At 50.4% G+C, this 25,038-nt stretch carries 24 protein-coding genes; 1 reads left to right on the top strand and 23 read right to left on the bottom strand.

All coding sequences use genetic code 11. The annotated features are described in order from the left end of the window. Nucleotides 1-83: 83 nt before the first annotated feature. The 5 genes from ybaK to AC4EVX_RS06855 form a co-directional block, all read right to left on the bottom strand. Complete coding sequence (ybaK, locus tag AC4EVX_RS06875; protein WP_490159852.1) at nt 84-596, bottom strand: Cys-tRNA(Pro) deacylase; 513 nt, start codon at nt 594-596, stop codon at nt 84-86. 48 nt (nt 597-644) lie between these two features. Further along, nucleotides 645-1,889, bottom strand: coding sequence for a 3-isopropylmalate dehydratase large subunit (locus AC4EVX_RS06870; protein WP_177978743.1), 1,245 nt, complete (start codon nt 1,887-1,889; stop codon nt 645-647). Between the two features lie 67 nt (nt 1,890-1,956). Next, nucleotides 1,957-2,451: a LeuD/DmdB family oxidoreductase small subunit gene (locus AC4EVX_RS06865; RefSeq protein ID WP_177978741.1), complete on the bottom strand. Its 495-nt coding sequence runs from the start codon at nt 2,449-2,451 to the stop codon at nt 1,957-1,959. Between the two features lie 39 nt (nt 2,452-2,490). Next, complete coding sequence (locus tag AC4EVX_RS06860; protein WP_177978739.1) at nt 2,491-3,741, bottom strand: 3-isopropylmalate dehydratase large subunit; 1,251 nt, start codon at nt 3,739-3,741, stop codon at nt 2,491-2,493. A 4-nt stretch (nt 3,742-3,745) separates the two neighbouring features. Further along, a complete protein-coding gene (locus AC4EVX_RS06855) occupies nt 3,746-4,225 on the bottom strand; it encodes a LeuD/DmdB family oxidoreductase small subunit (protein WP_177978737.1) in 480 nt (159 codons plus the stop codon). A 315-nt stretch (nt 4,226-4,540) separates the two neighbouring features. Between AC4EVX_RS06855 and AC4EVX_RS06850 the strand changes: the two genes are divergently transcribed. Beyond that, nucleotides 4,541-5,464 (top strand): LysR family transcriptional regulator, encoded by a 924-nt coding sequence (locus AC4EVX_RS06850; protein WP_177978735.1) that lies wholly within the window; start codon nt 4,541-4,543, stop codon nt 5,462-5,464. 163 nt (nt 5,465-5,627) lie between these two features. Here AC4EVX_RS06850 and AC4EVX_RS06845 read toward each other — a convergent pair whose 3' ends face one another. From AC4EVX_RS06845 to AC4EVX_RS06760, 18 genes are all read right to left on the bottom strand, one after another. Next, complete coding sequence (locus tag AC4EVX_RS06845) at nt 5,628-7,403, bottom strand: oleate hydratase (protein ID WP_177978733.1); 1,776 nt, start codon at nt 7,401-7,403, stop codon at nt 5,628-5,630. A gap of 228 nt (nt 7,404-7,631) precedes the next feature. Further along, the gene (locus AC4EVX_RS06840) at nt 7,632-9,341 is read right to left on the bottom strand and encodes an ammonium transporter (RefSeq protein WP_490159851.1); all 1,710 of its coding nucleotides are present in this window, start codon (nt 9,339-9,341) and stop codon (nt 7,632-7,634) included. Nucleotides 9,342-9,566: 225 nt separating this feature from the next. After that, nucleotides 9,567-10,940 (bottom strand): NCS2 family permease, encoded by a 1,374-nt coding sequence (locus tag AC4EVX_RS06835; protein WP_177977563.1) that lies wholly within the window; start codon nt 10,938-10,940, stop codon nt 9,567-9,569. Between the two features lie 489 nt (nt 10,941-11,429). Next, nucleotides 11,430-11,714, bottom strand: a complete 285-nt coding sequence (gene eutM, locus AC4EVX_RS06830; RefSeq protein WP_027640772.1) for an ethanolamine utilization microcompartment protein EutM — start codon at nt 11,712-11,714, stop codon at nt 11,430-11,432. 65 nt (nt 11,715-11,779) lie between these two features. Then, nucleotides 11,780-12,439: a phosphate propanoyltransferase gene (locus AC4EVX_RS06825; protein WP_490159850.1), complete on the bottom strand. Its 660-nt coding sequence runs from the start codon at nt 12,437-12,439 to the stop codon at nt 11,780-11,782. 42 nt (nt 12,440-12,481) lie between these two features. After that, a complete protein-coding gene (locus AC4EVX_RS06820; RefSeq protein WP_490159849.1) occupies nt 12,482-14,143 on the bottom strand; it encodes an acetaldehyde dehydrogenase (acetylating) in 1,662 nt (553 codons plus the stop codon). Nucleotides 14,144-14,225: 82 nt separating this feature from the next. Beyond that, nucleotides 14,226-14,933 carry a BMC domain-containing protein gene (locus tag AC4EVX_RS06815; RefSeq protein WP_490159848.1) on the bottom strand — a complete coding sequence of 236 codons (708 nt, stop codon included), beginning with the start codon at nt 14,931-14,933 and terminating at the stop codon, nt 14,226-14,228. Between the two features lie 14 nt (nt 14,934-14,947). Next, on the bottom strand, nt 14,948-15,619 hold the full coding sequence (locus tag AC4EVX_RS06810) for a cupin domain-containing protein (protein WP_490159847.1): 672 nt from the start codon (nt 15,617-15,619) through the stop codon (nt 14,948-14,950). 71 nt (nt 15,620-15,690) lie between these two features. Next, nucleotides 15,691-15,957, bottom strand: a complete 267-nt coding sequence (locus tag AC4EVX_RS06805) for a EutN/CcmL family microcompartment protein (protein WP_308451318.1) — start codon at nt 15,955-15,957, stop codon at nt 15,691-15,693. Beyond that, nucleotides 15,951-16,256, bottom strand: a complete 306-nt coding sequence (locus tag AC4EVX_RS06800; RefSeq protein ID WP_308451319.1) for a BMC domain-containing protein — start codon at nt 16,254-16,256, stop codon at nt 15,951-15,953. Before AC4EVX_RS06800 ends, AC4EVX_RS06805 begins: the two co-directional genes overlap by 7 nt. A gap of 7 nt (nt 16,257-16,263) precedes the next feature. Then, nucleotides 16,264-17,106 (bottom strand): ethanolamine utilization protein EutJ, encoded by an 843-nt coding sequence (gene eutJ, locus AC4EVX_RS06795; RefSeq protein WP_490159846.1) that lies wholly within the window; start codon nt 17,104-17,106, stop codon nt 16,264-16,266. Then, complete coding sequence (locus tag AC4EVX_RS06790; RefSeq protein ID WP_177977588.1) at nt 17,091-17,849, bottom strand: hypothetical protein; 759 nt, start codon at nt 17,847-17,849, stop codon at nt 17,091-17,093. Before AC4EVX_RS06790 ends, eutJ begins: the two co-directional genes overlap by 16 nt. Continuing rightward, nucleotides 17,846-18,988, bottom strand: a complete 1,143-nt coding sequence (locus tag AC4EVX_RS06785) for an iron-containing alcohol dehydrogenase (protein ID WP_177977587.1) — start codon at nt 18,986-18,988, stop codon at nt 17,846-17,848. Before AC4EVX_RS06785 ends, AC4EVX_RS06790 begins: the two co-directional genes overlap by 4 nt. A gap of 48 nt (nt 18,989-19,036) precedes the next feature. Further along, nucleotides 19,037-19,477: a EutP/PduV family microcompartment system protein gene (locus AC4EVX_RS06780; protein ID WP_177977586.1), complete on the bottom strand. Its 441-nt coding sequence runs from the start codon at nt 19,475-19,477 to the stop codon at nt 19,037-19,039. Next, the gene (locus tag AC4EVX_RS06775) at nt 19,474-19,809 is read right to left on the bottom strand and encodes a BMC domain-containing protein (protein ID WP_177977594.1); all 336 of its coding nucleotides are present in this window, start codon (nt 19,807-19,809) and stop codon (nt 19,474-19,476) included. The genes AC4EVX_RS06780 and AC4EVX_RS06775 overlap by 4 nt, the downstream gene beginning before the upstream one ends. Nucleotides 19,810-19,852: 43 nt before the next feature. Beyond that, nucleotides 19,853-20,782, bottom strand: a complete 930-nt coding sequence (gene cutD, locus AC4EVX_RS06770; protein ID WP_490159845.1) for a choline TMA-lyase-activating enzyme — start codon at nt 20,780-20,782, stop codon at nt 19,853-19,855. 248 nt (nt 20,783-21,030) lie between these two features. Then, the gene (gene cutC, locus AC4EVX_RS06765; RefSeq protein WP_490159844.1) at nt 21,031-23,592 is read right to left on the bottom strand and encodes a choline trimethylamine-lyase; all 2,562 of its coding nucleotides are present in this window, start codon (nt 23,590-23,592) and stop codon (nt 21,031-21,033) included. A gap of 51 nt (nt 23,593-23,643) precedes the next feature. Further along, nucleotides 23,644-25,020, bottom strand: a complete 1,377-nt coding sequence (locus tag AC4EVX_RS06760; RefSeq protein WP_490159843.1) for an aldehyde dehydrogenase family protein — start codon at nt 25,018-25,020, stop codon at nt 23,644-23,646. Nucleotides 25,021-25,038: the final 18 nt, after the last annotated feature.

The raw sequence follows: 25,038 nt of genomic DNA, 5'->3' as shown, positions 1-25,038 counted from the left end.
TATAACGATAGAAAAAAAGAGTCGAAATTCCTCGACTCTTTTTTATGTAAACTATCTGTGATTCAAACTTTCATTAATTCTCATCAATCCTGCACCAGACTGACAAATTCTGCCTCGGTGTAGGCGCGCAGCTCCTCCGGATTTACGAGAACCTGCAAGCCTCTCTGACCGGCACTGACCGCAATCTCATCAAAAAGCTGAGCTGTTTCTTCTATATAAGTGGGGAACTTTTTCTTCATTCCAACCGGAGAACAGCCCCCGCGGATATAACCGGTCAGCGGAAGCAGATCCTTCACATGGATCATCTCCACCTTCTTGTCCTTTGCAACTTTTGCGACCTTCTTTAAATCCAACTCCTCTGCGACCGGGATACAGCAGACGAGGTATCCCGTCTTCTCCCCCTTGAGCACAAGCGTCTTAAACACAGTCTCCACATCCTGACCAAGCTGATCAGCGACATGAATGCCAGACAGATCATTCTCATCGACCTCGTAGGATTTCACACCGTAGGAAATTCCCGCGGAGTCGAGAAGACGCATCACATTCGTCTTCTCAACCTTTTCTGCCTTCTTATTTTTGTCTTTCTTTTCTTTCATAACCAAATCAAATCCTTTAAGCCATTTTCCGTTTTGCTGTCATTCCGCTTACGGATTTACAATCTTTCCTGCGATTGCACAGGCTGCCGCCGTCTTCGGGGAAGCGAGGTAGATCTCTACCTTTGAGGTTCCCATTCTTCCGAGGAAGTTGCGGTTGTTCGTTGCAACCACGCGCTCTCCGTCGCTTAAGATACCACCGGTACGTCCACAGCACAGACCGCATCCCGGATGAGTGACAATCGCACCTGCCTCGATCAGTTTCTCAAGGATACCCTCTCTCAGTGCCTCCTCATAGACTTTCCGGCTTGCCGGAGTCACGATCATCTTCACAAACGGAGCAACTTTCTTTCCGTCAAGCACCTCAGCTGCGGAGCGAAGATCCTCGAGACGACCATTCGTACAGGAACCGAGGAAGACCTGATCGATCACCGTGCCCTCAACCTCGGTGACATTGCGGATCTTATCGACCTGAGACGGGCATGCCATAACCGGAACGAAATCCTCTGCCTGATACTTCAATGTCTTTAAGTAAACGGCATCTGCGTCACCCTTTAAATTCTTCTGGAAATCATTTAACTCGATCTCACAGTACTCTGCGGTCTTCTCATCCGGGGTAAAGGTTGCACACTTTGCACCTGCCTCGATCGCCATATTTGCCATCGTCATTCGGCTTGCAACCGTCATGTTCTCGATCGCAGAACCTGAAAACTCAAGCGCACGGTAGGTTGCACCGTCTGCGCCGAGGTCTCCGATAATCCGAAGGATCACATCCTTCGACATCACGTTCTCCGGCAGGGTTCCATTGATCTCCACGCGGATCGTCTCCGGGACTTTGACCCAGAGCGTACCGGTTCCGAGAATACCTGCCATCTCGGTATATCCGATTCCGGTTGAGAATGCGCCGACACAGCCGTAAGTCGTCGTGTGGCTGTCCGTTCCGAACACAACGTCACCCGGCTTTACATATCCGGCTTCCGTCATCAGCTGATGACAGATACCGTCACTGCGATGAACATGCTTCATGCCATACTTCTCTGCGAATGCATCGCCGACTTTGTAATGGCGCACATCGTCCTGCTGGCTTGCCGGAACGAGGTGATCGTAGATCATCACAACCTTGTCCGGGTCCCAGACTTTTTTAAATCCCATCTCGTTAAATTTATTTACGATAAACGGCATCATGATGTCGTCGAGCATGACACGATCGACATTGACCGTCACGATCTCGCCCGGCTTTACGCTCTCTCTGCCGATGTTGTGGGCGATGATCTTCTCAATAATTGTCTGTCCCATCTTTTTTTCTCCCCAATCTTAAAGTCCGTTTCACGTTATCTTACGGCACTCTCGGTTCCAAAAGTGCCTATTTGTGAATACCGTTTCTCTTCTGCATTGCCTTGACGAGACCGCCCGCATTCAGAATCTCCACCAGATTGTCCGGCAGGGATGCGATCGGGTACTTCTCTCCATTGTGGTCAACGTCCTGATTGACGGTCACGGTGATCGTGTCGCCTTCCTTCACATGGTCGTGAAGATCCGGCTGTTCAATCAAAAGCAGACCATTGTTGATCGAGTTGCGGAAAAAGATTCGTGCGAAAGATTTCGCAATCACGCAGCGAATTCCGAGTGCCTTCACAACCTCCGGTGCCTGCTCTCTCGAAGAACCGCAACCGAAGTTCTTTCCTGCGACAATGATGTCTCCCGGCTGAATCTGACCTGCAAGCTCCGGGCGCAGTGGGGAAAATCCATACTGTTTCATATCTTCAATCGTCTTTAATGCCAGATACTCGGTCGGGATGATGATATCCGTATCGATGTCATCTCCGAGAACCCAGACGCGACCTGTAAACTGTTCCATATTCTCTATTGTCCTCTCTCTTCTCTCCTGATAAATCATTTAGAGCTGATCTGCGGTGCAGATCTCACCCTTGATTGCGGAAGCGGTAACGGTTGCAGAAGATCCCAGGTAAACCTTGGAGCTTGGGTGACCTGCACGACCCTTGAAGTTTCTCGTACCCGTGCTGATCAGCACCTCATTTTCTCCAATGACACCCTGACAGCTTCCCCAGCAGACACTGCAGTTCGGGTTCATCACGATTGCACCGCTCTCCATGAAGATCTCGATCAGACCTTCCTTCATCGCCTGAAGATAAACTTCCTGGCTTGCCGGAACAACGAGGAATCTCACATGATCGGAAACCTTGTGACCTTTCAGGATCTTTGCGCCGACGCGCAGATCGTCGATACGTCCGTTGTTGCAGGAGCCAAGGAAGGCCTCATCGATGCGGACTCCGCAGACTTCCTTTGCCGGAACGACATCATCGACAAAGTCCGGGCGTGCTGCAACCGGCTGAATCTTCGACAGATCAAACGTATACTCTCTCGCATAGACAGCATCCGGATCGCTCTCAAAGACTGCCTTCGGCTCTCTGCCTCTCTCTCTCAAATACTCTAACGCAATCTCATCTGCCTGGAAGATCGCGGTCTTTGCGCCTGCCTCAACTGCGAGGTTGCACAGAACCATACGGTCGTTGACACTCAGCGTCTTTGTGCCCTCTCCGGTAAACTCCATCACCTGGTAATTCACGCCGTTTGCGCCGATCTCACCGATGATCGTCAGCATCAAATCTCTCGGGTAAACGCCCTCCGGCAGTTTTCCGACGAGATTAAACTTTACGGTCTCCGGAACAAGTACCCAGGAAGTACCGGTTACCATTCCATAGAGCAGGTCGGTACAGCCGACACCGGTACCGAATGCACCGAGTGCACCGTAGGTGCAGGTATGACTGTCTGCGCCAAAGATCAGCTCGCCCGGACGCACATAATTCTCCATCATAATCTGATGGCAGACACCCTTTCCCTCCCAGAAATCAATGTTGTGCTCTCTCGCAAAGTCGCGCATCTTCTTCTGGGATGCAGCGGTCTTCGGGCTGTCGGACGGAACATTGTGATCGACAATGAAGACCATCTTCTTCGGATCTGCAATGTGAGGATGTTTTAACTTATTGTGATACATATCGACGGTCAGATGGGTCGTTCCATCGTTGCTCATCATGCGATCCAGATTGACCGTGTGAATATCTCCTGCCTTTACCTCCGGCACACCCGCTGCCAGAGCAATAATCTTTTCTGCGATTGTCATTCCCATGATCTTAGTCCTCCTTGTTCAGAGACGCAATCAATCCGCCCTGACTCAAAATATTCTGCATGTATTCCGGCAGTTTCGTGCAGGAATAAGTCACTCCGTTTGCCACTGCAACTCCGTCTGTCAGGGACAGCTCCATCTCATCCCCGGTCTGTACAGCGTCTGGAAGATCCTTGCAGACGATAACCGGAAGTCCGATGTTGATTGCATTCCGGTAGAAAATCCGTGCAAAAGATTTCGCCACAACTGCCTGAATTCCAAGTGCCTTTAAAACGCTCGGTGCCTGCTCTCTCGAGGAACCACAGCCAAAGTTCTCTCCTCCGACTACATAGTCTCCCGGTTTTGCCTTCTTCGGAAAATCCGGATCAAGGGATTCAAACGTATGTACCTTCATCTCCTCAATATTTGGCAGTAACAGATACTGCGATGCGATAATCTGATCCGTATCCAGGTCGTTGTGAAATTTGAAAATTTTTCCCACAGACATTGTCTCTTCCTCCTTGTGCTTCAACGTTTTAACCCTTTTTGTTGAAGTCTTCTCTGTACTCCGCGCCCGATTGCCAGTTCAATCATACCGACTTACTGTCATAGTAAGACTAACTCGCTGTCCTATGATACCGGCTCGTTTTGCGGACACAATCTTTTTTCTCAATAATCGTTTGTATTATATCATTTTCACTGCTATAATAACAATAGATAATACTCATATTTATCATAACAGCCAGTTATAAAATGATTATCGTTTCATTCTATCATGAAACTTGGAAATTTATAAATATTAGAAGAGGATTAAAAGATTTACATGGATCAAAATTTATCTCAGTATCGAATTTTTTACGCAGTTGCATCGGCGGGCAATATCTCGCGCGCCGCAAAGGAACTCTACATCAGCCAGCCTGCGATCAGCAAATCGATCAGCAAGCTCGAGGATTCTCTCGGGACAACGCTGTTCACGCGAGGCTCTCGCGGGGTTCAGCTGACGGAGGAGGGTGCGCTTCTGTTTGCACACACGAAAGCCGCATTTGAACAGCTCTCCGCCGGGGAACTTGAGCTCAAGCGCATCAAGGAATTCAATATGGGACACATTCGCATCGGCGTCAGCAACACGCTCTGCCGGTTCATCATGGTTTCCTATTTAAAGGATTTCATTGCACGCTACCCACACATCAAGATCACGATCGAGAGCCAGTCCACAACGCACACGCTCTCGATGCTCGAACAACAGCAGATCGATGTCGGTCTGATCGCAGAGCCCCAGCGTCACCAGAAAAACCTCCACGTTCTGCCGGTCATGGACATCGAGGACATCTTTGCCGCCTCTCCGACATACCTTGAGAACCTGCGTCTGCGCGAGGGTGCGGATGCCGATGTCTTTCAGGTCGGCAACATCATGCTTCTCGACAAGAACAACATCACCCGCCATTACATTGACGACTACATGAGTCTCAACCACATCACGGCAAACAACCTGCTCGAAGTGACAACGATGGATCTTCTGATCGAGTTCACACGAATCGGTCTCGGAATCGGAAGTGTGATCAAAGAATTTGTACAGGAAGATTTGGAGAATGGACGGCTCGTCCAGCTCAAGCTCGATACCCCGATCCACAAGCGAACAATCGGCTTTGCCTGCCACAAAAACAGGACTTCCCGGGCACTCGACACCTTCATGCGCTTCTGTGAGGAGCGCGCAAAGAAATCTCTGAGCGAAAGCCTTTCATTTTAAATAAAAGCTCCCGAAAAGTCCTATTATATATTGTTCAAGTCGACGCTCGCGGAGACTTGGCGCGTAATTCTGGTCAGCTTTGCTGACATCTTCCCATCGGAATTACTGCGCATCCACGCGGAGCGTATAACTCAGAGGGGGGGGACATCCACTCTGAGTTATATTAGATTACGCCGTACTCTCTAAGCAGGTTTCCGATCTCCGTCTTGTCGAGACGCTTAAGCATCTCTTTCAGTGCAATCTTTTCAATGAAATTCATATTCATGTCGGTGATCTTCTTGCCGTCGCGCAATTTTGTCGTCGCATTCAGCAGACAGCGCAGATCGAAGACACTGCCCCAGACCTCCGGAACTCCGCGGTCGACATTCAGGAGCGTGTAGACCGCCTCCATTCCGGTGCGGATTGAATACTCGGTCGTGAAGATCGTGTCGCGCTCAGTCTCGGCAAACTGCCCGATAAACGCGAAGTTCACACTGCCCTCCGGCACAACCTGCGGGCGGTCGCCCTTCTCGCGCGGCATAAAGAAGGCGGTGATATACGGCATCATGCAAGGGATCGTGTTTGCGCTGTGCTCTGCGAGTTCCTCGATCTGAGTCTCCGGCACACCGAGGTGGTAAAGCCACTCCATGCAGATCTCTTTACCCGTGCACTCGCGCATCGTCTTCTTGACAAAGTTGCCCGGCTTGTCGGTAAACAGACCGTAGATCCAGCCGACGAGCTGTCCCTCCGGCTGAGTCCGAAACTGTGGCTGACGGTTGAATGTCCAGCTCAAAAGCCAGTTGGAATCCTTGACCGTCACAATTCCTCCAGTCACGACATTTCCAGAAAACGGATCGCGCTTGCAGATCTTCTGGACATACGGCGGAATCTTATCATCGAGTGTCGTCACCGTTGCACTCATCCAGTTCGTCTTCTCCGGATCGTGGCAGAATTTGTCCGGTCTTCCGAACGACGGATCCTGGGACGCAATCTTGCGCCACATATCCCATCCACTGCCCTCTTTGAGTTCCGGTTTCCACTCTGCCGGACGGTTCTGGCTTCCGAGTGTCGAGTTCTCGACACAGCCACCATCGGTGATAAACAGCAGATCATCTGCACTCAGCGCAATCTCCTTCTTTCCACCATCCGCGAGAACCGTGATCGACCTTGCCTGCTTTCTGCCATCCTTGATGTCAAAGCGGACATCGGTCACCTTCGTGTTGAAATGAAACTGCACGTTGAATTTCTTCAAGTACTCAATCATCGGAAGAATCATCGACTCATACTGGTTGTAGCGCGTGAAACGCAGGGCAGTGAAATCCGGCAGTCCTCCGATGTGGTGCACATATCGGCGCAGGTAGAGTTTCATTTCGAGTGCACTGTGCCAATTCTCAAATGCAAACATCGTTCTCCAGTAAAGCCAGAAATTGGAATTTAACACCTCATCGTCAAAGAAATCCGTTATCTTCTTATTATAAAGGTCTTCATCCGGCGTGAAGAACAGTTTCAAAATCTCTCTTGCGCCCTTATCGGACAGACCAAATTTTCCATCCGTGTGAGCGTCCTGCCCTCTCTTCTCGGTCGCACGCATCAGCGAGTAGTTTGGATCGCGTTTATTTAACCAGTAGTACTCGTCAAGCACGCTGACTCCCTCGGTCTCAATCGACGGAATCGAGCGGAACAGATCCCACATACATTCAAAGTGATTGTCCATCTCGCGTCCGCCTCGCATCACATAGCCGAGATCCTCAAACAGCAAACCGTCACACGCGCCACCTGCGACCGGATCTTTCTCTAAAATGTGAATTCTCTCGCCCTTCATCTGTCCGTCTCTGACAAGAAAGCAGGCACTTGCCAGACTTGCCAGTCCTGATCCGATCAGATATGCCGACTTTCTATCCACTCCCTCCGGCTTCACCGGACGGGCAAACGCCTCATAGTTTCCACTCGAATAATACATGAAATCGCCCTCTCTTTCCAATTATCACCTGAAATCAGTATACCCGGGATTCCAGTCAGATATGTAAGCCTGACCGGAACCCCGGGGAATGATCTTTTTTGTGATATGGTATCAAAAACTACTTCTTATGTTTTTATCAATCACATCACATAGTCCTTATTATACATCGGAATCAAAAAGAGAGCAACTGTACTTTATTTCAAGTCGACTCTCGCAGTTTTTTCATTTTTACTCGACATCGTTGAGTGCCTGGAAATCCTCCTCGCCGGTACGGACTTTGACAACCTTCATAACCTCATAGACAAAGATCTTTCCGTCTCCGATATGACCGGTGTAGAGCACCTTCTTTGCAGTCTCAATGACTTTCTCAACCGGGATGCTTCCGACAATAACCTCAACCTTCATCTTCGGCAGAACCGTCACATCCATCTCAACACCACGGTAACGCTCGCCGATACCTTTCTGGATTCCACATCCCATAACCTGTGTCACGGTCATTCCGGTTACACCGAGCTCATTGAGGGCACTCTTCAGTGCCTCATATTTCGCATATTTTGCGATGATTGAAACCTTGTACATTCCAGTTCCTGCTCCACCTGCTGATCTCGTCGTCGTCACCGGAACGGAAACTGCCTTCTGCTTCTCGCTTGCCTTCTCGTAATCAGACTCGCCGAGATCGGTATTCTCATTGACTTCCATACCGGTGGAAACCTCAGACAGGTTGAATCCTGCATAGGCACTGACAAGACCATGCTCATGGTAGTCAAGACCTTCGATCTCGACCTCAGACGGAACACGAAGACCGATGAACTTGTCAATCACCTTGAAGATGATCGTCATCATCACGATTACCCAAAGCATAACGGATACAACTCCGAGAACCTGTACGCCGAAGAAATGAAAACCACCGCCGTAGAATACACCACCGTCCTGTGCAAACAGACCGGTCAGAATCGTTCCGGTTGCACCGCAGACACCGTGAACGGAGATTGCGCCGACCGGATCGTCAATTTTTGCCACATTGTCAAAGAACTCAACAGAGAGAACAAGAAGGATGCCGGCGATCAGACCGATGAAGAATGCACCCGTCGTTGTCACCATATCACAACCTGCGGTCACTGCGACAAGACCTGCAAGGGAACCATTTAAGGACATCGAGACATCCGGTTTCTTGTAGCGAAGCCAGGTAAAGATCATAACGGTGCAGGTTGCAACTGCTGCGGACATGTTCGTGTTCATGAAAATCCGGCTTGCAGAGATCATATCTGCATCCGTGCTCATTGCCACGGTACTTGCACCGTTGAAACCAAACCAGCAGAACCAGAGAATGAAGACTCCAAGAGCCGCTGCCATCAGGTTGTGACCCGGGATTGCATGTGCCTTTCCGCTCTTGTCATACTTTCCGATTCTCGGTCCAAGGATTCTTGCTCCAATACATGCTGAGACACCTCCGACCATATGTACCGCTGTGCTTCCTGCAAAATCGTGGAAACCGAGTGAGGAGAGCCAGCCACCGCCCCAGATCCAGTGTCCGGAGATCGGATAGACGATCAGGGAAATCAAACCACTGTATACACAGTATGCCTTGAAGTTCGTGCGCTCTGCCATCGAGCCGGAAACAATCGTCGCTGCGGTTGCACAGAAGACTGTCTGGAAAATCACATAACAGAGAGTTGGAAGCGTTCCAAAATCATAGGTTCCGCGGATGAACGGATCGAAACCGCCGATCAGTGCGCCGGAACCGCCAAACATAATGCCAAATCCTACAAACCAATACGCCGGAGTACCGATACAGAAGTCCATCAGGTTCTTCATGATAATGTTTCCGGTGTTCTTTGCACGGGTCATGCCCGCTTCACAAAGTGCGAACCCTGCCTGCATGAAAAAGACGAGTGCAGCGCCGATCAGGGTCCAGATGACGTCAACAGATGAATACATAGATTTTTCCTCCTCATTCCCTTTTTGTAAAAAAGAAAAAGCAGAGCGGCCGGTCTCATTTCCTTCAGCCTCTCTGCTTGGTTACGGATTATATGCTTCCTTTTTCGCTCTGTCAATCCCGCAGAATCAATTCCTTATTTTTTTAGAACTTGGGGATTCTTTTCTGTATTTTCACACATACGCACTTAATTTTAACAGTTTTTTGATAAAAGAATCTTATCTGGTTTACAGCATGATGTATTTCAGCACAAAAAGCACTGCAAGAACATACAGCAGTGGACTGATCTTCTTCTCTTTTGCCTTTCCGCAGACCACATTGATCACAACATAGGAAATGATTCCCATTGCGATACCCTCGGAAATGCTGTACATAAACGGCATTGCAATGACACCGATGTATGCCGGAATCGCCTCGGTGTAATCGTCAAAGTTCACCTTCAGCATCGAAGAAATCATTAAGAATCCCACGACGATCAGTGCCGGTGCCGTCGCAAATGACGGAATTGCAAGAAAGATCGGAGATAAGAACAGGGACAATCCAAACAGGATTCCTGCGACAGTCGCTGTCAGACCGGTGCGTCCTCCCTCTGCAACTCCGGAAGCACTCTCCACGAAGGTCGTTACCGTGGAAGTACCAAAGATTGCACCTGCGGTCGTTGCAAGTGCATCCGAGAGCAGAGCTCCGCGAATCTTCGGAAGGCGACCTTCCTTATCAAGCATATCTGCCTTTGATGCCACTCCGATCAGGGTTCCAAGCGTATCAAACAGATCGACAAACAGAAATGCGAACACGATTGCAAAGAAGTCCAGAGAGAACACCTTGCTGAAATCGAGCTTCATGAATGTCGGTGCCATGCTCGGAATCGCAATTCCGTTTGAGAAATCCGGCAGAAGACTGTATGCGCCTGCATCCGGATTGACCTGATAGATTCCGGTCAGCTGGCAGATGATTCCGAGAATCCAGGTGATCAGAATTCCCCAGAGAATGTTTCCCTTTACCTGCTTAACCAGAAGAATCGCACTGATGAGGATGCCGATCAGCGCAAGAAGCACGGTGATTCCCTCGCTCGAGAACGTTCCGTTCTGAACGGATGCCTTAAACGAATAGAAAGATACCAGCGTCGTGCTGTCCACAACAATCTTTGCATTCTGCATGCCGATAAATGCGATGTAGATACCGATTCCTGCAGATACCGAATGTTTGAGGTTCATCGGAATCGCATTGAAAATCCGCTCACGCACATTTGTCAGAGACAGAATGATGAAAATAATACCCTCCGCAAAGACTGCGGTCAGAGCCATCTCCCAGCTGTATCCCATCTGCAAAACAACTGTGTAGGCAAAATAGGCATTCAGACCCATTCCCGGCGCAAGAACAAACGGATAGTTCGCCATCAGCGCCATACAGAGAGTTCCGAGCAGGGCAGACACTGCTGTCGCAGTGAACACCGCTCCGCTGTCCATTCCTGCTGCACTCAGAATGCTCGGATTGACCGCCAGAATGTACGCCATCGTCATGAACGTGGTGACACCCGCCAGAACCTCGGTCTTTACATCCGTGTGATTCTCTTTGAGATGAAACACTTTTTCCAGACTCATAAATTTCCCTCTCTTCCCATATCTATCCTGATTTTCCAAAAATCAAGTCGATCGTCAAGTCAAGGTTCAAGAAGATTTCGCTCATGACTTGCCTCGTGATTAACTCTTGATTAACTCATAACCGACCCATGATCTGATTTCAATCAGGCACTTATCGTTTTGCGCAATTTTTCTGCACAACGTTTTTATTGTAGCATTTTATAAGAAGAAATACCAGTGTCAATTTCAGTCAGAATTGTACTTGTACCATTTTATTCGTTGCTGTTCACGCATTGCGCAAACAGCAACAAAAAGAGACAGATGCTCGTTTGTGGGGAAGCACCTGTCTCTTTTCAGTCAATTTTTACATAGCAGTGTTTGATTAGTTTGACATCACGTCAGTTAAAAATATATAGATTGGTTGAAGGAATTGTTTTTTAGTTTATATGAGATTTTATTTGTCACAGAAACGAAACGTTTTCGCGTATTAGTGTCTTTGTATTGGAGAGATTAGTTCTCGCTTACATGCGGAAGAATGGTCTCTACCTCTGCGTGCGGACGCGGAATGACATGTACGGAAACCAGCTCGCCAACTCTCTGAGCTGCTGCTGCGCCTGCATCGGTTGCTGCCTTTACTGCTCCTACATCACCGCGAACCATAACGGTTACCAGACCACCACCGACAAACTCTTTGCCGATCAGGGTTACGTTTGCTGCCTTTACCATTGCATCAGCTGCCTCAATAGATCCTACCAGTCCCTTTGTCTCGATCATTCCCAGTGCATCGTACTTCATCTTTGTTTCCTCCTGATTTTCTTTCAAATTTTATTGTTTCATATTTGTAATAAAACAAACATTTTTTAGCGCACAATTCTGACGGTTGAAGAAGAGCCAAGTCCCATTGCATTTGCCTCTTCCATATCCAGATGACATTCCAGTCCGGACTGATCCGTTACACGGATCACCGTATTTTTCAGAATACCTCCGCGCACTCCGTCCACCTCAAGGCAGACGCTCTCTCCATCATGCACACCGAAACGCTCTGCGTCGGACGGCAACATGTGAATATGGCGCTGTGCGATCATCACACCGTTTTTCGTCTGAACCGAGCCCTTCGGTCCGACAAGGGTGATTCCCGGAGTTCCCTCAAGATCGCCGGAGAGCTTCACCGGAGCCTTAACTCCAAGTTTGAAGCAATCTCCTGCAAGAATCTCTATCTGACTTGCCTTGCGGACAGGTCCAAGAATCCGGACTTTCTCGATTGCTCCCTTCGGTCCACACACGGTCACCGTCTCCTTGCAGGCGAACTGTCCCGGCTGGGAGAGATCCTTGAGCTTTGTCAGCTCATATCCTGCGCCGAAGAGCTTCTCGAGATCTCCGTCAGAGAGATGGACATGACGGTTGGAAACGCCGACCGTGATTGCTCCGCTCTCCGGCTTTTCCTCGGAAGCCGTCTTCGCGTCTGTGCCATTCCTGACTGCTTCCATAATAAGTTTCATAAGTGCTTCGCACTGATCCATGGATGACTTCCTCCCTGTATTTTTTCTTTCTTGCTTATTTCCTTATTTATTCATAGAGGAGATCAGCTGACGAACAAGATCTGCCAGATGAGCATCGTCTGTGAATCCGGCACTTGCCTGCTCCAACTGGTTCTGGCTGGTCACGGTCTGCTCCACAGAAGCTCCGCAACTGCCTGCGCAGTGGCTCTGCTTCTTCTCAAAGGATGCGACAATATCTGCCGGGCTGAACTCATGTGCACAGGATGAGGTTGCCGGTGCAGATGTGGTCTCACAGCAGGATACCGATGCAGTTGCCGTGTTTCCGGTTACCTCCGGATGATGGAAGGTGCGGTCATCCTCGATCAGAGTTGCGCAGTTCTTCAGTCCGTATGCGACTTTCTTGATGTTGATCAGATTTAACGGGCTGACATTCTCGGAAACAGAGCTTCCGCCACAGGTACCGCAACCCAGAGTGAAGGCTACATTCAATCCGGTGCTGATTCCGGTTCCACCCATGCTTCCACCGGTGTTGACCAGAATTCTGGATGCCGGTTTTACAGCGAACTTGCGGACAATCTCGTCATCCTTCGTGTGAATGCTCATCGTGTGACCGATACCATTCTGTAACAGATCCATGCTCAAATGGCAAGCCTCCTGCCAGTCCTTTACGGTGTAGAATGCGAGAACCGTTGTCAGCTTTTCATAGGAGAGCGGGTAACCGTCGCCAACGCCGTCCTGTCCACCGATCAGAACCTTTGCAGTCTCCGGAACGCTGATCCCTGCCGCCTGTGCGATTACCTGCGGGGTACGTCCAACAAACTTTGCGTTCATTGCATGACCTCCGTTCTTGAACAGCAGACGGCAAACCTTCTCGGTCTCCTCACGGGTCATGAAGTATGCTCCCTGACGCTGAAGCTCTGCGACAACCTCGTCGTGGTTGCACTCCTCACAGATGATCGACTGCTCGGAAGCACAGATCGTACCGTTATCAAAGGTCTTGCTCGCCATGATTGCGGATACGGCAGACTTCACATCAGCCGTTCTCTCGATGTATGCCGGAGAGTTTCCTGCTCCAACACCGATTGCCGGCTTTCCTGCGGAGTAAGCTGCCTTTACCATACCCGGACCACCGGTTGCGATGATCAGAGCCACTTCCTTGCAGTACATCAGCTCGTTCGTTGCTGCCATCGTCGGGGTGGAGATACATCCGATCACGCCCTCCGGAGCGCCTGCCTTCAAAGCAGCCTCCTTCATCAGCTCTGCTGCGCGCAGAGTACATTTTGCAGCAGACGGATGCGGGGAGAAGACAATCGCATTTCCTGCCTTGATCGCGATCATCGACTTATAGATAACCGTGGAAGTCGGATTCGTGGACGGAACGATTCCCATGATCAGTCCAGCCGGTGCTGCAACCTCAAGAATTCCTCTCGCCTTATCCTCTGAGAGAATTCCGACGGTCTTCATGTCTCGGATATCCTCGTAAAGCAGGGTGGATGCTGCATGGTTCTTGTAAGTCTTATCGAGAACCTTTCCAAATCCAGTCTCTTCCACTGCCATCTTAGCCAGACAGGAAGCGTGCTCCTCTGCTGCCTCAATCATACTGCGCAGAATCTTGTCAATCTGCTCTGCTGTCATACATGCCATCTTTTTTGCTGCCTCAGCACCCTGACGCGCCAGATTTCTTGCTTCCTGAACGGAACGCAAATCCAGATCAAAATTTTCCATTGTTTTATCCTTTCCTCTCACATTTTCTATCACAAATCCCCGTTAAGAGATTCTATATCTGATATCACTATATCTGATACCACTATATCTGATACCACTGTCTCAGCTCTTCCATCAGCTTTGACTTGTTCGCTCTCGAGATCTCTCTGCCCGCGATTCCAAGCTCCGGGTAATTTCTTGCCAGACTGCGAAGTTTTGTCACATGGGTCCTTTCAAGCTCCGAGAGAAGTGCCCCTTTGCCTTCCTCCTTCACGAGCCAATCACAGTACTCCCGGCTCAGCTCCCCATTTTTTCGCTCTGGAGCGGGTTTCTCTTCCGAATCACTCTCCGTTCCCGGTTCATCTGCCTTTGATGGCTTAAAATCTTCTGTTTTCTCTTCTGTCTCCTCAGAACCTTCTAAATTTTCTGAAGTTTCCGAGCTCGCCAAGTTTTTTAACTCTCCCAGATTCTCTAAGCCCTCAAATTTGACTTCTGCTTCTGCGGTTTCTTCCTGATCATCGGAAGGATCAGACGGATCTCTCGGATCGAACATCCCTGTCACTTCCTCATGCGGTCGTGCAATGATGTGACTTGTCACCAGATGTCCCTCCCCGAAACGCTCCACCGATGCCGTACCGGCATCGACTGCTGAATGAACCGCCGATACATCGCCAGTCACCGTGATTGTCACGAGACCGCCTCCGATTATCGTCTTTTCCACAAGAGTCACATCCGCACTCTTGAGCATCGCATCAAGCGCCTCAATCGCCGGAACCAGACCTCTCGTCTCAATCATTCCAAGTGCCTGCATGTGCTACATCCTCCTTACAGAAGATCTGCCCAGTTTGCCGGGTACGTGGAATAGAAGACTCTCGCCTTGTCCGGAGATCCCCAGACCACCTTTGATCCGGACGGAACAAAGAGAACATCACCGGCATTTGCCGTATATTTCTTTCCGTCAATCGTGACCGTCAGAGTTCCTTCTATTACATAGTCAATCTCTTCATACGTCAGCTCCCAGGCAAACTCTGAGTGATCGATCACAAGGAAGCCCGCACTCATGTGAGATTCCTCCTTGCTCACCAGCTCCTGATAGTAAGCGGTCGCATTCGGATCTCCGGTATCAAATACATCCATCTTGACAGTCTTTCCGCGAACGACTTTCAATCCATTCGCATGGGACTCGGACTCATACAGCTTGTTGTTACAGCACTTTAACAGCTCTCCAAGTAACCCCTTATCCATCAAAACTTTCAGCATCTGGTAGATCTGATCGCTCGTAATTCCATCTGCCCCACAGATCTCTGCCGGCGCCTTCTCAGATGAAACTGCCTTTACCGGCTCTGCCTTCGGTTCCTCATCACAGAAGGTAATGCCAAATGTATCTGCCGCATCCCGTGCTGCCGGTGTCACAATCGTCTGCGGTCCTACCACACAGACCTTTTTTCCCTCATTGCTCAGAGCCTCAATATCTCCGGCGCAAATCAGACGCTTCATGACTTCACTCCTCTCCATCTATCTCCCTGCCCTTTTAGGATTTATTTTTCAAAGATTCACTCTCTAAAGAATTATTCTTCAAAGGTACAGTCCTCATCGATAATTCCTGTTACCACCGCATCGACCGGACTCTCATCATTCTCCATCATGCGTCTCGCGGATGATCCGGTTGTCACGAGGACCCGGTCTCCGATTCCGGCACCGATCATATCGACGACGACAAGTCGCTCTCCGGCTCTCGTTCCGCCGATCATCTCGGCTAACATCAGCTTGCATCCGTTCAAGGCTTCCGCCTTTCGCGTCGCCCAGATGTTGTCTATCAGTCTCGCCGTTACCATTCCTCCCGGCCCTCCTTCTCCCGTCTGCGGATCTCCTCGATTGCCGCTTCCACCGAAGCGGTATCTCCAAAGATCGCAAGCATAATCATACTCTGGGGGCAATTTCCGCGAATATCCTCCACGGTCACGCCCACGGCTTTTTCCGCCACATCCGCCGCACAGACCATGTCGATCAGTCTTCCCTGAACAAGTCCGATGGCATCCACGCACTCAAGCGATTTTGCCATTCCGCTTCCCTTTCTCCTCGAGAGAATTTCCAAGGTGCCCTGACCGGGCGATTTGATGATCCGGTACTCCATACGGTTCTCACTCCATTTCCTGATCGGTACAGCTCATTGCAATTCCAAGCGGGGTTACAAACATCGGATTCTCCGGCTTGTATGTCGGGATTCCGGTCTTTTTCTCAATCACCGTCTCGATTCCGGACAGACAGCAGGTTCCGCCGACGAGGTAGAGACCATGAATCTCATAGCCCTGTACCTGACGGCTGATGATTGATGCCACCTTCTCAATGACCGGCTTTAAGACCGGAAGAATCTCCTTGTGATTTTTCGGATTTCTCTTGTAGATCTCCGCCTCTGAAAAAGGAAGTTTGTACGCCCCTGCCAGAACCAGGGAAAAATGCGTTCCACCTGTCGCCTCATCGTCGACGTTCACAACCTTCCCGTCCCTGAGGATGGAAATTCCGGTTGTTCCGCCTCCGATGTCGACGACAGCGCCATTTTTGATCTTCAGAATCTGGTTGGCTGCGGTCGGCTCATCGAGCAGGGCTGTGATCTCAAATCCCGCTCCCTGTACGACATTCTTGATTGCTCCTCCATCAAGTGCATCAGTTCCCGGAGGAATCGCCGCTGCCGCATAGATGAGTTCGGTTCCGAGTTTCTCCTCGAGTTCCTCCTTCATCTCGCGCACTAAGCGGATCGCACCGATGTAGTCGACAACCATGCCGTCCTTCACCACATCTGCATACCGGTAAGCACCCGCCACAGGACGGCGGTTTTCATCCAGAACGGCGAGTACCACACAGGCTGTTCCGAGATCCACGCCGGTATAATAAATAGAAGATTTCTTTTTTATCGGCTTTTTTACCACCTTTTCAAAGTCCCGCACCAGACGGTCACACTCTGCAAATGCTAATTCTTCTGACATATTTTTCCTCCAAATGTCTGGCATATCATCTGTGACAGCCTGTTGATTACCTGATTGGCTGTCCTCTTTTTCTCATCTGGCAGACGGATCGCAAACTCCCTCAGCGCACAGCGCAGAATGTGAAGTTTGACAATCTCTCTCCCCCTCGGTGACTGGGCATGAAATCCTGTCACCTCAAAGCAGTCCGGCATCGCCTCTCCTGCCCGCTCCGCTGAGATTCCACTGCACGTCCGGCAGATCTTCTTTTCATCCTCCCAGCCAATTCCTGCTTTTTCTTTTTCCGCTTCGTCTCTTCCGATCTCGGAGAGAATCCGCTCAAGCTCGAAGATTTCCTGTGCGATCAGCACATCCATCGCAAGAAGATCGATTCCTGTCTCGAGAAATCTTGCCTGCATGCTTTTGAGTCCGTACCGCCATTCCTGCGATCCGTCCACACAGGGACTTGTAAAACTCGTTCCAGATGTCCCCGTCTCTGCACCTGCCACGGCACTTTCCTGAGTTTTCAAAGCACTCTGCTCCATCTTCTTCTCGTCCGTCGCTTTCTGCCCGGTCTTCTTCTCACTTGTAAAACTTGTAAAAAATCGTTTCTTATATCCCTGTTCTTCTTCCGGCATCCGGATTCCGAGGTCGCTCAAATACTGTCTCGCTCCCGGGGTCAACCGGGTTCCGGGTTCCAGCCGGTAAGACGTAAAGTGCTCATTTTTATAACGCGCTCTCAAATCTTCCTCGGTGATAAATCTCATACAGGTCCCCCTTTGCAGAGATTCTTGTAAAGGTTCTCAAACTCTGATAAAGCCGGGGTTCTCGGATTCGTTGCCGTACAGTTATCTTCCATCGCACGCTTTGCCATCTCCGGGATTGCACTCTCAAATGCCTCGCGGTCTACGTTGAGATCGGTCACATATGCCGGAATGTGGATTCTCTGCATCAGGTTCTTGATCTGACGAATCAGACCGTAAACCGCAGCTTTCGGTGTTCCGCCTCCGATTCCAAGCATGTTTGCAATCTTCTCATAGCGAAGAAGTGTCTCCGTGTCCTCTACAAGCTCAAGTCCTGCATTGTAGCCGATCACATGAGTCAGCAGAAGGGCGTTCGCTCTTCCGTGCGGAATGTGAAAATGGGCTCCAAGTGCATGTGCCATGCTGTGGCAAACGCCAAGCGAAGCGTTGCTGAATGCGATTCCTGCCAGGCAGGAGGCATTGTGCATGTGCTCTCTCGCTTCCATATCAGATCCGTCTGCAACGGCGCGCTCAAGATACTCCCAGACAAGTTTGATTGCCTTCTCTGCACAGGCATCGGTGAAATCGTCTGCCTTCGTGGAGACGTACGCCTCAAGACCATGTGTCAGCACATCCATTCCCGTGTCTGCCGTGATGGACGGTGGAACGGATGCCGTCAGGTTCGGGTCAAGCAGTGCGACATCCGGGACGAGTGCCTGATCGACAAGCGCGTATTTTACTTTCGCCTGCGTATCAGAGATCACCGCGAAGGAGGTCACCTCGCTTCCTGTTCCGCTCGTTGTCGGAACGGCAATCAGCATCGGCTTCTCTCCGCCATTCATCGACGCATACAGATGGCTTGCTGCCTTTGCCGTATCGATCGCGGAACCACCGCCGAGTGCAAGGACGGCATCCGGCTTTAACGCCGTCATTCCCTGAATCGCCATCGTGACTACCTCGATCGACGGGTCCGGAACAACCTTGGAAAAGATCTCGGTTGTGGCTCCCGCCTCAGCGAGAAGTCTTGCAAGCTCTCCGGCTCTTCCGCATTTTTCCATGAACGGATCACAGATGATATACGCTCTGTGAACGCCGAGTCCCTTCACCTCTTCCATTGAGGATTCTCCCATATATACACGGGTACTCATCAAAAACTGTCCCATCTTCTGTCCCTCCTTTCTTCCAGTATTCGTTTGAATCGTTATAAATCATTATAATAAATAGGATAACAAAATTTCTTTTAATGCTCTCATGCTCTCCGGGTCCTGCCCGTTGATCTCGTAGTAGGGAGGAACCACTCCCGCCTGCATAAGATCCTGTCTTGCCATCTCGATGTCCGCCTCCGAAAGATCGCCTTTTGTGATGACTCCGAAGATCGGAACCCGAAAGGCTTTTGCAAATTCCGGGGGATAGGTAAAACTCTTCTCTGTCGCAGATGCAAGCATCGCGATACAGCAGGCATCCTGTGCCGATGCAATCAGATGCTGGTGCATCCACGGACTCTCAAGATAAGGTCCCGGAGTGTCAAGCGTCACAGAGCGGTAAACCATGTTGGGGATTCTGCGGATCGCCCCACCACCCTCAAGAAAGGAGGCGAGCGTTGTCTTTCCGCTTCTTCCTGCCCCGACAATCATAACTCGTTTTTTTCTCATGTTCTCGTAATCTCGGCAACGGTGAAGCCCAAGACCCTCTCAAGTGTCTCCGTGACTGCGTGAAGCGCCACATCCACACTCTCGACATCTCCGGAAATCACCACCGAACCGGTAAAACGGTCGAGAAATCCAATTTCCACATCCGACGCTTTTGAGGCAAGATCTGCCGCAATCATCGCCGTCTCGTAAGGAGAGATGGTCAGAATTCCGATTGCCCCTCTGCCCTCAATTCCCAGACATTCATAGATCTCAGGAACCGGAGAAGCGATCACATGAGCGATCGTAACCTGCTTGCCGGGAACGGATTCCTCCACGACCCGGCTCGTCGGCATCCATGTTTTCTCCACTTGACTCTCCTCCCAAAATCTCAATCTCTCAGTGTCTGACAACCGTCACAGGAAACTGGTACTCCTTCATCCAGCCCTCAATCCGGTCAAGATCCTCCTGGCTCAGGCTCGGATCGTCCTCAATCTGGTAGGGAATGTCGAGCTGACTGTATTTTCCCACGCCCATCTTGTGATAGGGAAGAAGGTCAACTCCCTCGAAGTTTGGATCATCCCGATATGGCAGAAGGAACTTTATGACCTGATCGATCTCCTCCTTGCTGTCATTGATTCCCTTTAACATTGGCATTCGCACCTTCACGCGGTAGCGACGTTTCAAAAGCTCCTTCAAGTTTTTCAGAATCTGCTCATTTCCGATTCCGGTCAACTCGTTGTGACGCTTCGGATCCATGTGCTTGATGTCAAAGAGGAACAGATCAACATATTGTGCAATCTCAAGCAGTTTCTCGGTCTTGATGTGACCGCAGGTCTCGATTGCGGTGTTGATGCCCTCTCCCTTGCATGCCATCAGAAGATCTCTCGCTGCCTCCGGCTGAGAGGTACACTCTCCACCGCTGAGCGTCACACCTCCTCCCGACATGCTGTAAAATGCCGCATCCTCCTCGACGAGTTTCAGAAGCTCTGAGATCGTCTTCGTCTCACCGGTGATCTCAAGTGCCGTCTGCGGACAGACACTCTTACATTTCCGACAGCCAATGCAGTCAATATCCCGGCGAATCCGATGAAGTCCGGTCTCCGGATCGATCACATGAATGTTCTGCGGACAGACCCCCACGCAGGCACCGCAGTTTGCGCAGGAGTTTTTTTTCAACATGACCTGATGCTTTCGCACCAGACCTTCCGGGTTCGCACACCATTTACAGCGGAGCGGACATCCCTTGAAGAATACGATCGTCCGGATTCCCGGTCCGTCGTACATGTTATATTTCTGTACATTAAAGATCAGAGCTTTTCTCTCCATGCTTTCTCTCCTTTTTCTTTCTCATCATTCTCTGTCTGACGACTTATCTGAAAAAAACGGTTATCGGGTTTCCTCTCATCCGCCAGACAGAGCACTCGATGAAAATTTGTAACTGTTCAGTAGGTCTGCGCACTTGCTGCGCTGACCGTAAGAAAACATAGGTTAGAAGGCAAAAATCCCATCGGCGTAGCCGATCTGGAATGGATTTTTGCTCGTAACTATGAAGGTACTGAATAGTTACGAAAATTTTAGAAATGAGTCAGCATCGTACGACTGATGATCTCATCCTGTACATCCTTACACAGCTCTACGAAGAATGCGCTGTATCCTGCTACGCGGACGATCAGGTCGCGGTACTGCTCCGGGTGCTTCTGAGCCTCGATCAGGGTCTTGTTGTCGAGGTAGTTGAACTGCATCTCGCCGTTTCCGAACATGCAGGCCGTTCTTAAAAGCGTGATCAGGCTCTCCTCGCCCTCCGGGGTATCCAGAAGACCAGCCATGATCTTGAAGTTATGTACCATACCGATATTCATGTTGTCGTTCGACATCTTGGAAACCGACTTGATGATCGCGGTCGGACCCTTGAAGTCTGCACCCTGGGTCGGGCTGATTCCATCGGACAGAGGCATCCAGGCGTGACGGCCATTTGCGGAAGCACCTGTCATCTGACCGAACGGGGTGTTGTTGGAGATGGACAAAGTACCATGGCTCAGTACGGAGTACAGAGTCTTGTACTTTCTGTGCTCATGCTCGGTGAAGTTGATCAGATCTGCTGCGATGTTATCGGCGTAATCATCATCATTTCCGTACTTCGGAGCATTCAGGCAGTCGGTGCGAACCTGCTCGTAGCCGACAAAGTCTGCCTTCAGTGCATCATTGAGTTCTTCCAGCGTGTACTTCTTGTCATCAAATACGAGCTTCTTGATCGCTGCCATTGAGTCTGCGTAGGTTGCAAGTCCTGACCAGACAACGCCCGGTCCGAAGTTGTACATGGCTCCACCTGCGGAAACATCCTTTCCGTGCTCCATACATCCCTCGTACATGATGGACATCAGTGGTTTCGGAGCGAGATCGCGGTGTACTCTCTGGGAGATTACGGTTGCAACGTCGGTCCATTTTGTGATGTACTTAATCTCTTCCTTGACAGCCTCTTCAAACTGCTCGTAGGTCTTGAACCGGCTTAAGTCTCCCATATCCGGGCAAACCTGCTTGCCATACCACAGCGGAACACCGTGATTCAAGACAAGCTCGATACAGATCGGCCACTGGGTGTAAGCGGTGGAAGTCCACTGATACAGACGACCTGCCTTCTGAGGCTCTACACATCCCATCAGACAGTAATCTCTTGCATCCTCGATCGAAACACCCTTTGCAAGCATCATCTTGATGTGGGTGTCATCGAAGTGACATGCCGGGAATCCCATTCCTGCGCGGACAACGTCAACGATCTTCTTCAGATAACGGCGCGGGGACTTGTTGTGGATACGGCAAGCCAGAGACGGCTGGTAAATCTTTACATGACGGACAGCATCCATCAGCAGGTAGGTCAGATCGTTCGTTGCATCGTGACCGGATCTTGTCACACCGCCGACACACATGTTGACGAACGGCTGATAACCTGCAAAGAACTTGGAACCACCCTCACTCGTGATCCACATCATCTCAGACATCTTGATCAGCATACAGCCCGCAAGCTCAAATGCCTGGAAGTTGTTCATACGGCCGGTCTCAATGTCTGCCTTGTAGAACGGATACATGTACTGGTCTACACGACCGATTGACATACCAGTCTGATTCTCCTCGACAACGAGCAGGGACTCGATCGTCCAAACTGCCTGAATTGCCTCCCAGAAGGTCTCCGGTTTGTGTGCCGGAACTTTTGCATTGACCTCAGAGATCTTGTACAGCTCTGCCTTTCTCTTCGGATCGGTCTCCTTCTCGGCCAGTTCCTTTGCGTACTCGGACATTCTTCTCGCATAGATCATAACGCCCTCAGTCGTATCGATCACGGACTTGTAGAAGTAGATCTTATCAATGTCCTCCGGGTTGTCGTAGTGAAGCTGTGCCAAATGCTCCTTTGCTTCATTCTGGATGTCGATCATGCCCTTCTTCATCAGGATGACATCGTAACCCGGGTTGGAATCTCCACCACCGTTGATTGCGTGGTAGGAACAGTCGGATACGAAGGACTCACCGGACAGCTCCCAAACGCCAGCCTCGCGGTACTGATCCTCACAGTACTCATCTACGGATTTGCCCTGCCAGAACGGGAAAAGCTCCTCGCGCATAACCTTCTTGTCTTCCTCGGAGATGTAGAACGGATCCTGCGGTCTTGTGCCAATCGTGTCGATCTCGTCCACCATCCAGCGCCATGCGATATCCGGGGAGAATGCGCCTGCTCTCGGTGCGCCACACGGTGCGCCGACGATCAGCTCGTTGTCCTGAATGACAAGCGGAGCAGTCTCACAGCAATAGCGGAAGCATTTTCCTCTCAGCTCGATCTTCGGCATTCCCGGATTCTCTTTTGCAATCTTGGTGATTGCTCTTGCGCGGTAGGTCGTGATCGACGGCTTCTGCTTTAAGTAGTTCTCCTTTAACAGTTTCAGTCTTCTCGTCATTCCGTCCGGGATGTCCGTACCCTCTGCCGGAAAGTCTGTGAGGTTCTTAGATTCCTCTGCCTTCTTACCCGTATTCTCTTTTGCGATCTCCTCGGAAACCGACTCAAACATCTTCATCAGAGAAGCCTTCTCCTCAGGAGTCATATTTTTGGTGGCTTCTGCAATTTTATCTGAAAATTCACGAATATCCAAAATGGTTCCTCTCTTTCTTTCCGAAGTAACAAAATACACTCTCGATTCTTGTTACTCCATCATCTTCTGGAAGCTGCGCACCCCGAAGGCCGCCTTTCTTCGGTAAATCAGATTCATCGGTGAAACATTCTCTGCGGTGATTCCCATTCCGGCACTCAGGCTTCCGAGCACCGCTGACGGGAAGAGATTCGTTGTCACTCCCATCGCGCCGACAGAGGATGGGGTGTTCACAAGCACTCGTCCCACCGGTTTTTTCAGTGCAAACTGGCGGATGATCTCGGCGTCGGTCGAGTGAATCGCCAGCGTATTTCCATGATTTTCTCCCATCAACAGCTCCATGCACTTTTCACAGGCGTGCGTCCAGTCACTTTCGATGTAGAAGACGATCACCGGACAAAGCAGGGCGTTCGCATACGGGTTGAAATCTGTGATGTAGGTCTGTTCGGATACCAGCACTCTCGTTCCCTTCGGAACCGAAAATCCCGCCTTTGTGGCAAGCCACTCTGCGCTCTTTCCGATGTACTCTTTCTCCGCACATCCCTGCTTCTCCCCGATTCCGAGAAGACAAATCAATTTCTTCTCCTCTTTCTCGTCCATAAAGTAAGCTCCACAGGAGATCATCTCCTGCTTTGCAATTTCTGCAATCCGACTGTCTGCAACCACATATTGCTCGGAACCGGCGACGATTCCGCAGTTGAAACTGCGTCCTGCGACAATGTCTGCAACCGCCTGCCTGACATCTGCGCTTCTCTCGATAAAGACCGGGGACGGAACGATTCCGCCGTAAATCACCGTTTTTCCCACCGGACTCTCCCGGTAAAGCGCTTCCTCACCCATGTTTAAGATCAGTGAGGTCTGCGGGTGGCCGAAAAGCTCGAGTGCTCCCTCCTTCGCTGAGGTCTCCATACAGGAGATTGCTCCGTCCGGAAGCCCCTCTGCAAGCACCACCTCTCTCAAAATCTGAACCGTCTTCTTCGTTGTCTCGACTGCTCTCGGATGCGGGGCAAACACAACCGCATTTCCCGCTTTCACTGCACTGACCGCTCCAAAGAGCACTGCGGACACCGGGCTGAGTGCCGGAACTGCCACAGCGATCACACCGAGCGGAACTCCGATCTCCAAGACACCCTCACCCTCACAGCTCTCAAGGATTCCAACGCATCTCATGTTCTCAAATGACTTTTCAAGCGATGCAATCAGAAACCGGCACATCCTGACCTGATCGGTGATCTCTCCATATCCGGTCTCACGGACTGCCATCTGCACGAGCATCTCAACTCGCTCTGAGCACGCCTTCATCATCGCATGAACAACTCTGTCCAAATTTTCCTGTTTCCATCTCCCGAGGACGGTCTTTGCCTCCCCTGCCTCCTCCATGAGGACGCGGGCTTCCTGAACCGCCATCAGGTCTCTGTCAACAAATTTCATCTTACGATCCTCCTGCAT

The organism is Brotaphodocola sp. (assembly GCF_983179755.1).
This window is presented reverse-complemented; position numbering and strand designations above follow the sequence as displayed.

Coding starts and splice junctions, on each gene's coding strand:
- ybaK (WP_490159852.1), bottom strand. CDS start 596: ATGAAAGAAAAGAAAGACAAAAATAAGAAGGCAGAAAAGGTTGAGAAG.
- AC4EVX_RS06870 (WP_177978743.1), bottom strand. CDS start 1,889: ATGGGACAGACAATTATTGAGAAGATCATCGCCCACAACATCGGCAGA.
- AC4EVX_RS06865 (WP_177978741.1), bottom strand. CDS start 2,451: ATGGAACAGTTTACAGGTCGCGTCTGGGTTCTCGGAGATGACATCGAT.
- AC4EVX_RS06860 (WP_177978739.1), bottom strand. CDS start 3,741: ATGGGAATGACAATCGCAGAAAAGATTATTGCTCTGGCAGCGGGTGTG.
- AC4EVX_RS06855 (WP_177978737.1), bottom strand. CDS start 4,225: ATGTCTGTGGGAAAAATTTTCAAATTTCACAACGACCTGGATACGGAT.
- AC4EVX_RS06850 (WP_177978735.1), top strand. CDS start 4,541: ATGGATCAAAATTTATCTCAGTATCGAATTTTTTACGCAGTTGCATCG.
- AC4EVX_RS06845 (WP_177978733.1), bottom strand. CDS start 7,403: ATGTATTATTCGAGTGGAAACTATGAGGCGTTTGCCCGTCCGGTGAAG.
- AC4EVX_RS06840 (WP_490159851.1), bottom strand. CDS start 9,341: ATGTATTCATCTGTTGACGTCATCTGGACCCTGATCGGCGCTGCACTC.
- AC4EVX_RS06835 (WP_177977563.1), bottom strand. CDS start 10,940: ATGAGTCTGGAAAAAGTGTTTCATCTCAAAGAGAATCACACGGATGTA.
- eutM (WP_027640772.1), bottom strand. CDS start 11,714: ATGAAGTACGATGCACTGGGAATGATCGAGACAAAGGGACTGGTAGGA.
- AC4EVX_RS06825 (WP_490159850.1), bottom strand. CDS start 12,439: ATGGATCAGTGCGAAGCACTTATGAAACTTATTATGGAAGCAGTCAGG.
- AC4EVX_RS06820 (WP_490159849.1), bottom strand. CDS start 14,143: ATGGAAAATTTTGATCTGGATTTGCGTTCCGTTCAGGAAGCAAGAAAT.
- AC4EVX_RS06815 (WP_490159848.1), bottom strand. CDS start 14,933: ATGCAGGCACTTGGAATGATTGAGACGAGAGGTCTGGTTCCGGCGATT.
- AC4EVX_RS06810 (WP_490159847.1), bottom strand. CDS start 15,619: ATGAAGCGTCTGATTTGCGCCGGAGATATTGAGGCTCTGAGCAATGAG.
- AC4EVX_RS06805 (WP_308451318.1), bottom strand. CDS start 15,957: ATGGTAACGGCGAGACTGATAGACAACATCTGGGCGACGCGAAAGGCG.
- AC4EVX_RS06800 (WP_308451319.1), bottom strand. CDS start 16,256: ATGGAGTACCGGATCATCAAATCGCCCGGTCAGGGCACCTTGGAAATT.
- eutJ (WP_490159846.1), bottom strand. CDS start 17,106: ATGTCAGAAGAATTAGCATTTGCAGAGTGTGACCGTCTGGTGCGGGAC.
- AC4EVX_RS06790 (WP_177977588.1), bottom strand. CDS start 17,849: ATGAGATTTATCACCGAGGAAGATTTGAGAGCGCGTTATAAAAATGAG.
- AC4EVX_RS06785 (WP_177977587.1), bottom strand. CDS start 18,988: ATGGGACAGTTTTTGATGAGTACCCGTGTATATATGGGAGAATCCTCA.
- AC4EVX_RS06780 (WP_177977586.1), bottom strand. CDS start 19,477: ATGAGAAAAAAACGAGTTATGATTGTCGGGGCAGGAAGAAGCGGAAAG.
- AC4EVX_RS06775 (WP_177977594.1), bottom strand. CDS start 19,809: ATGCCGACGAGCCGGGTCGTGGAGGAATCCGTTCCCGGCAAGCAGGTT.
- cutD (WP_490159845.1), bottom strand. CDS start 20,782: ATGGAGAGAAAAGCTCTGATCTTTAATGTACAGAAATATAACATGTAC.
- AC4EVX_RS06760 (WP_490159843.1), bottom strand. CDS start 25,020: ATGAAATTTGTTGACAGAGACCTGATGGCGGTTCAGGAAGCCCGCGTC.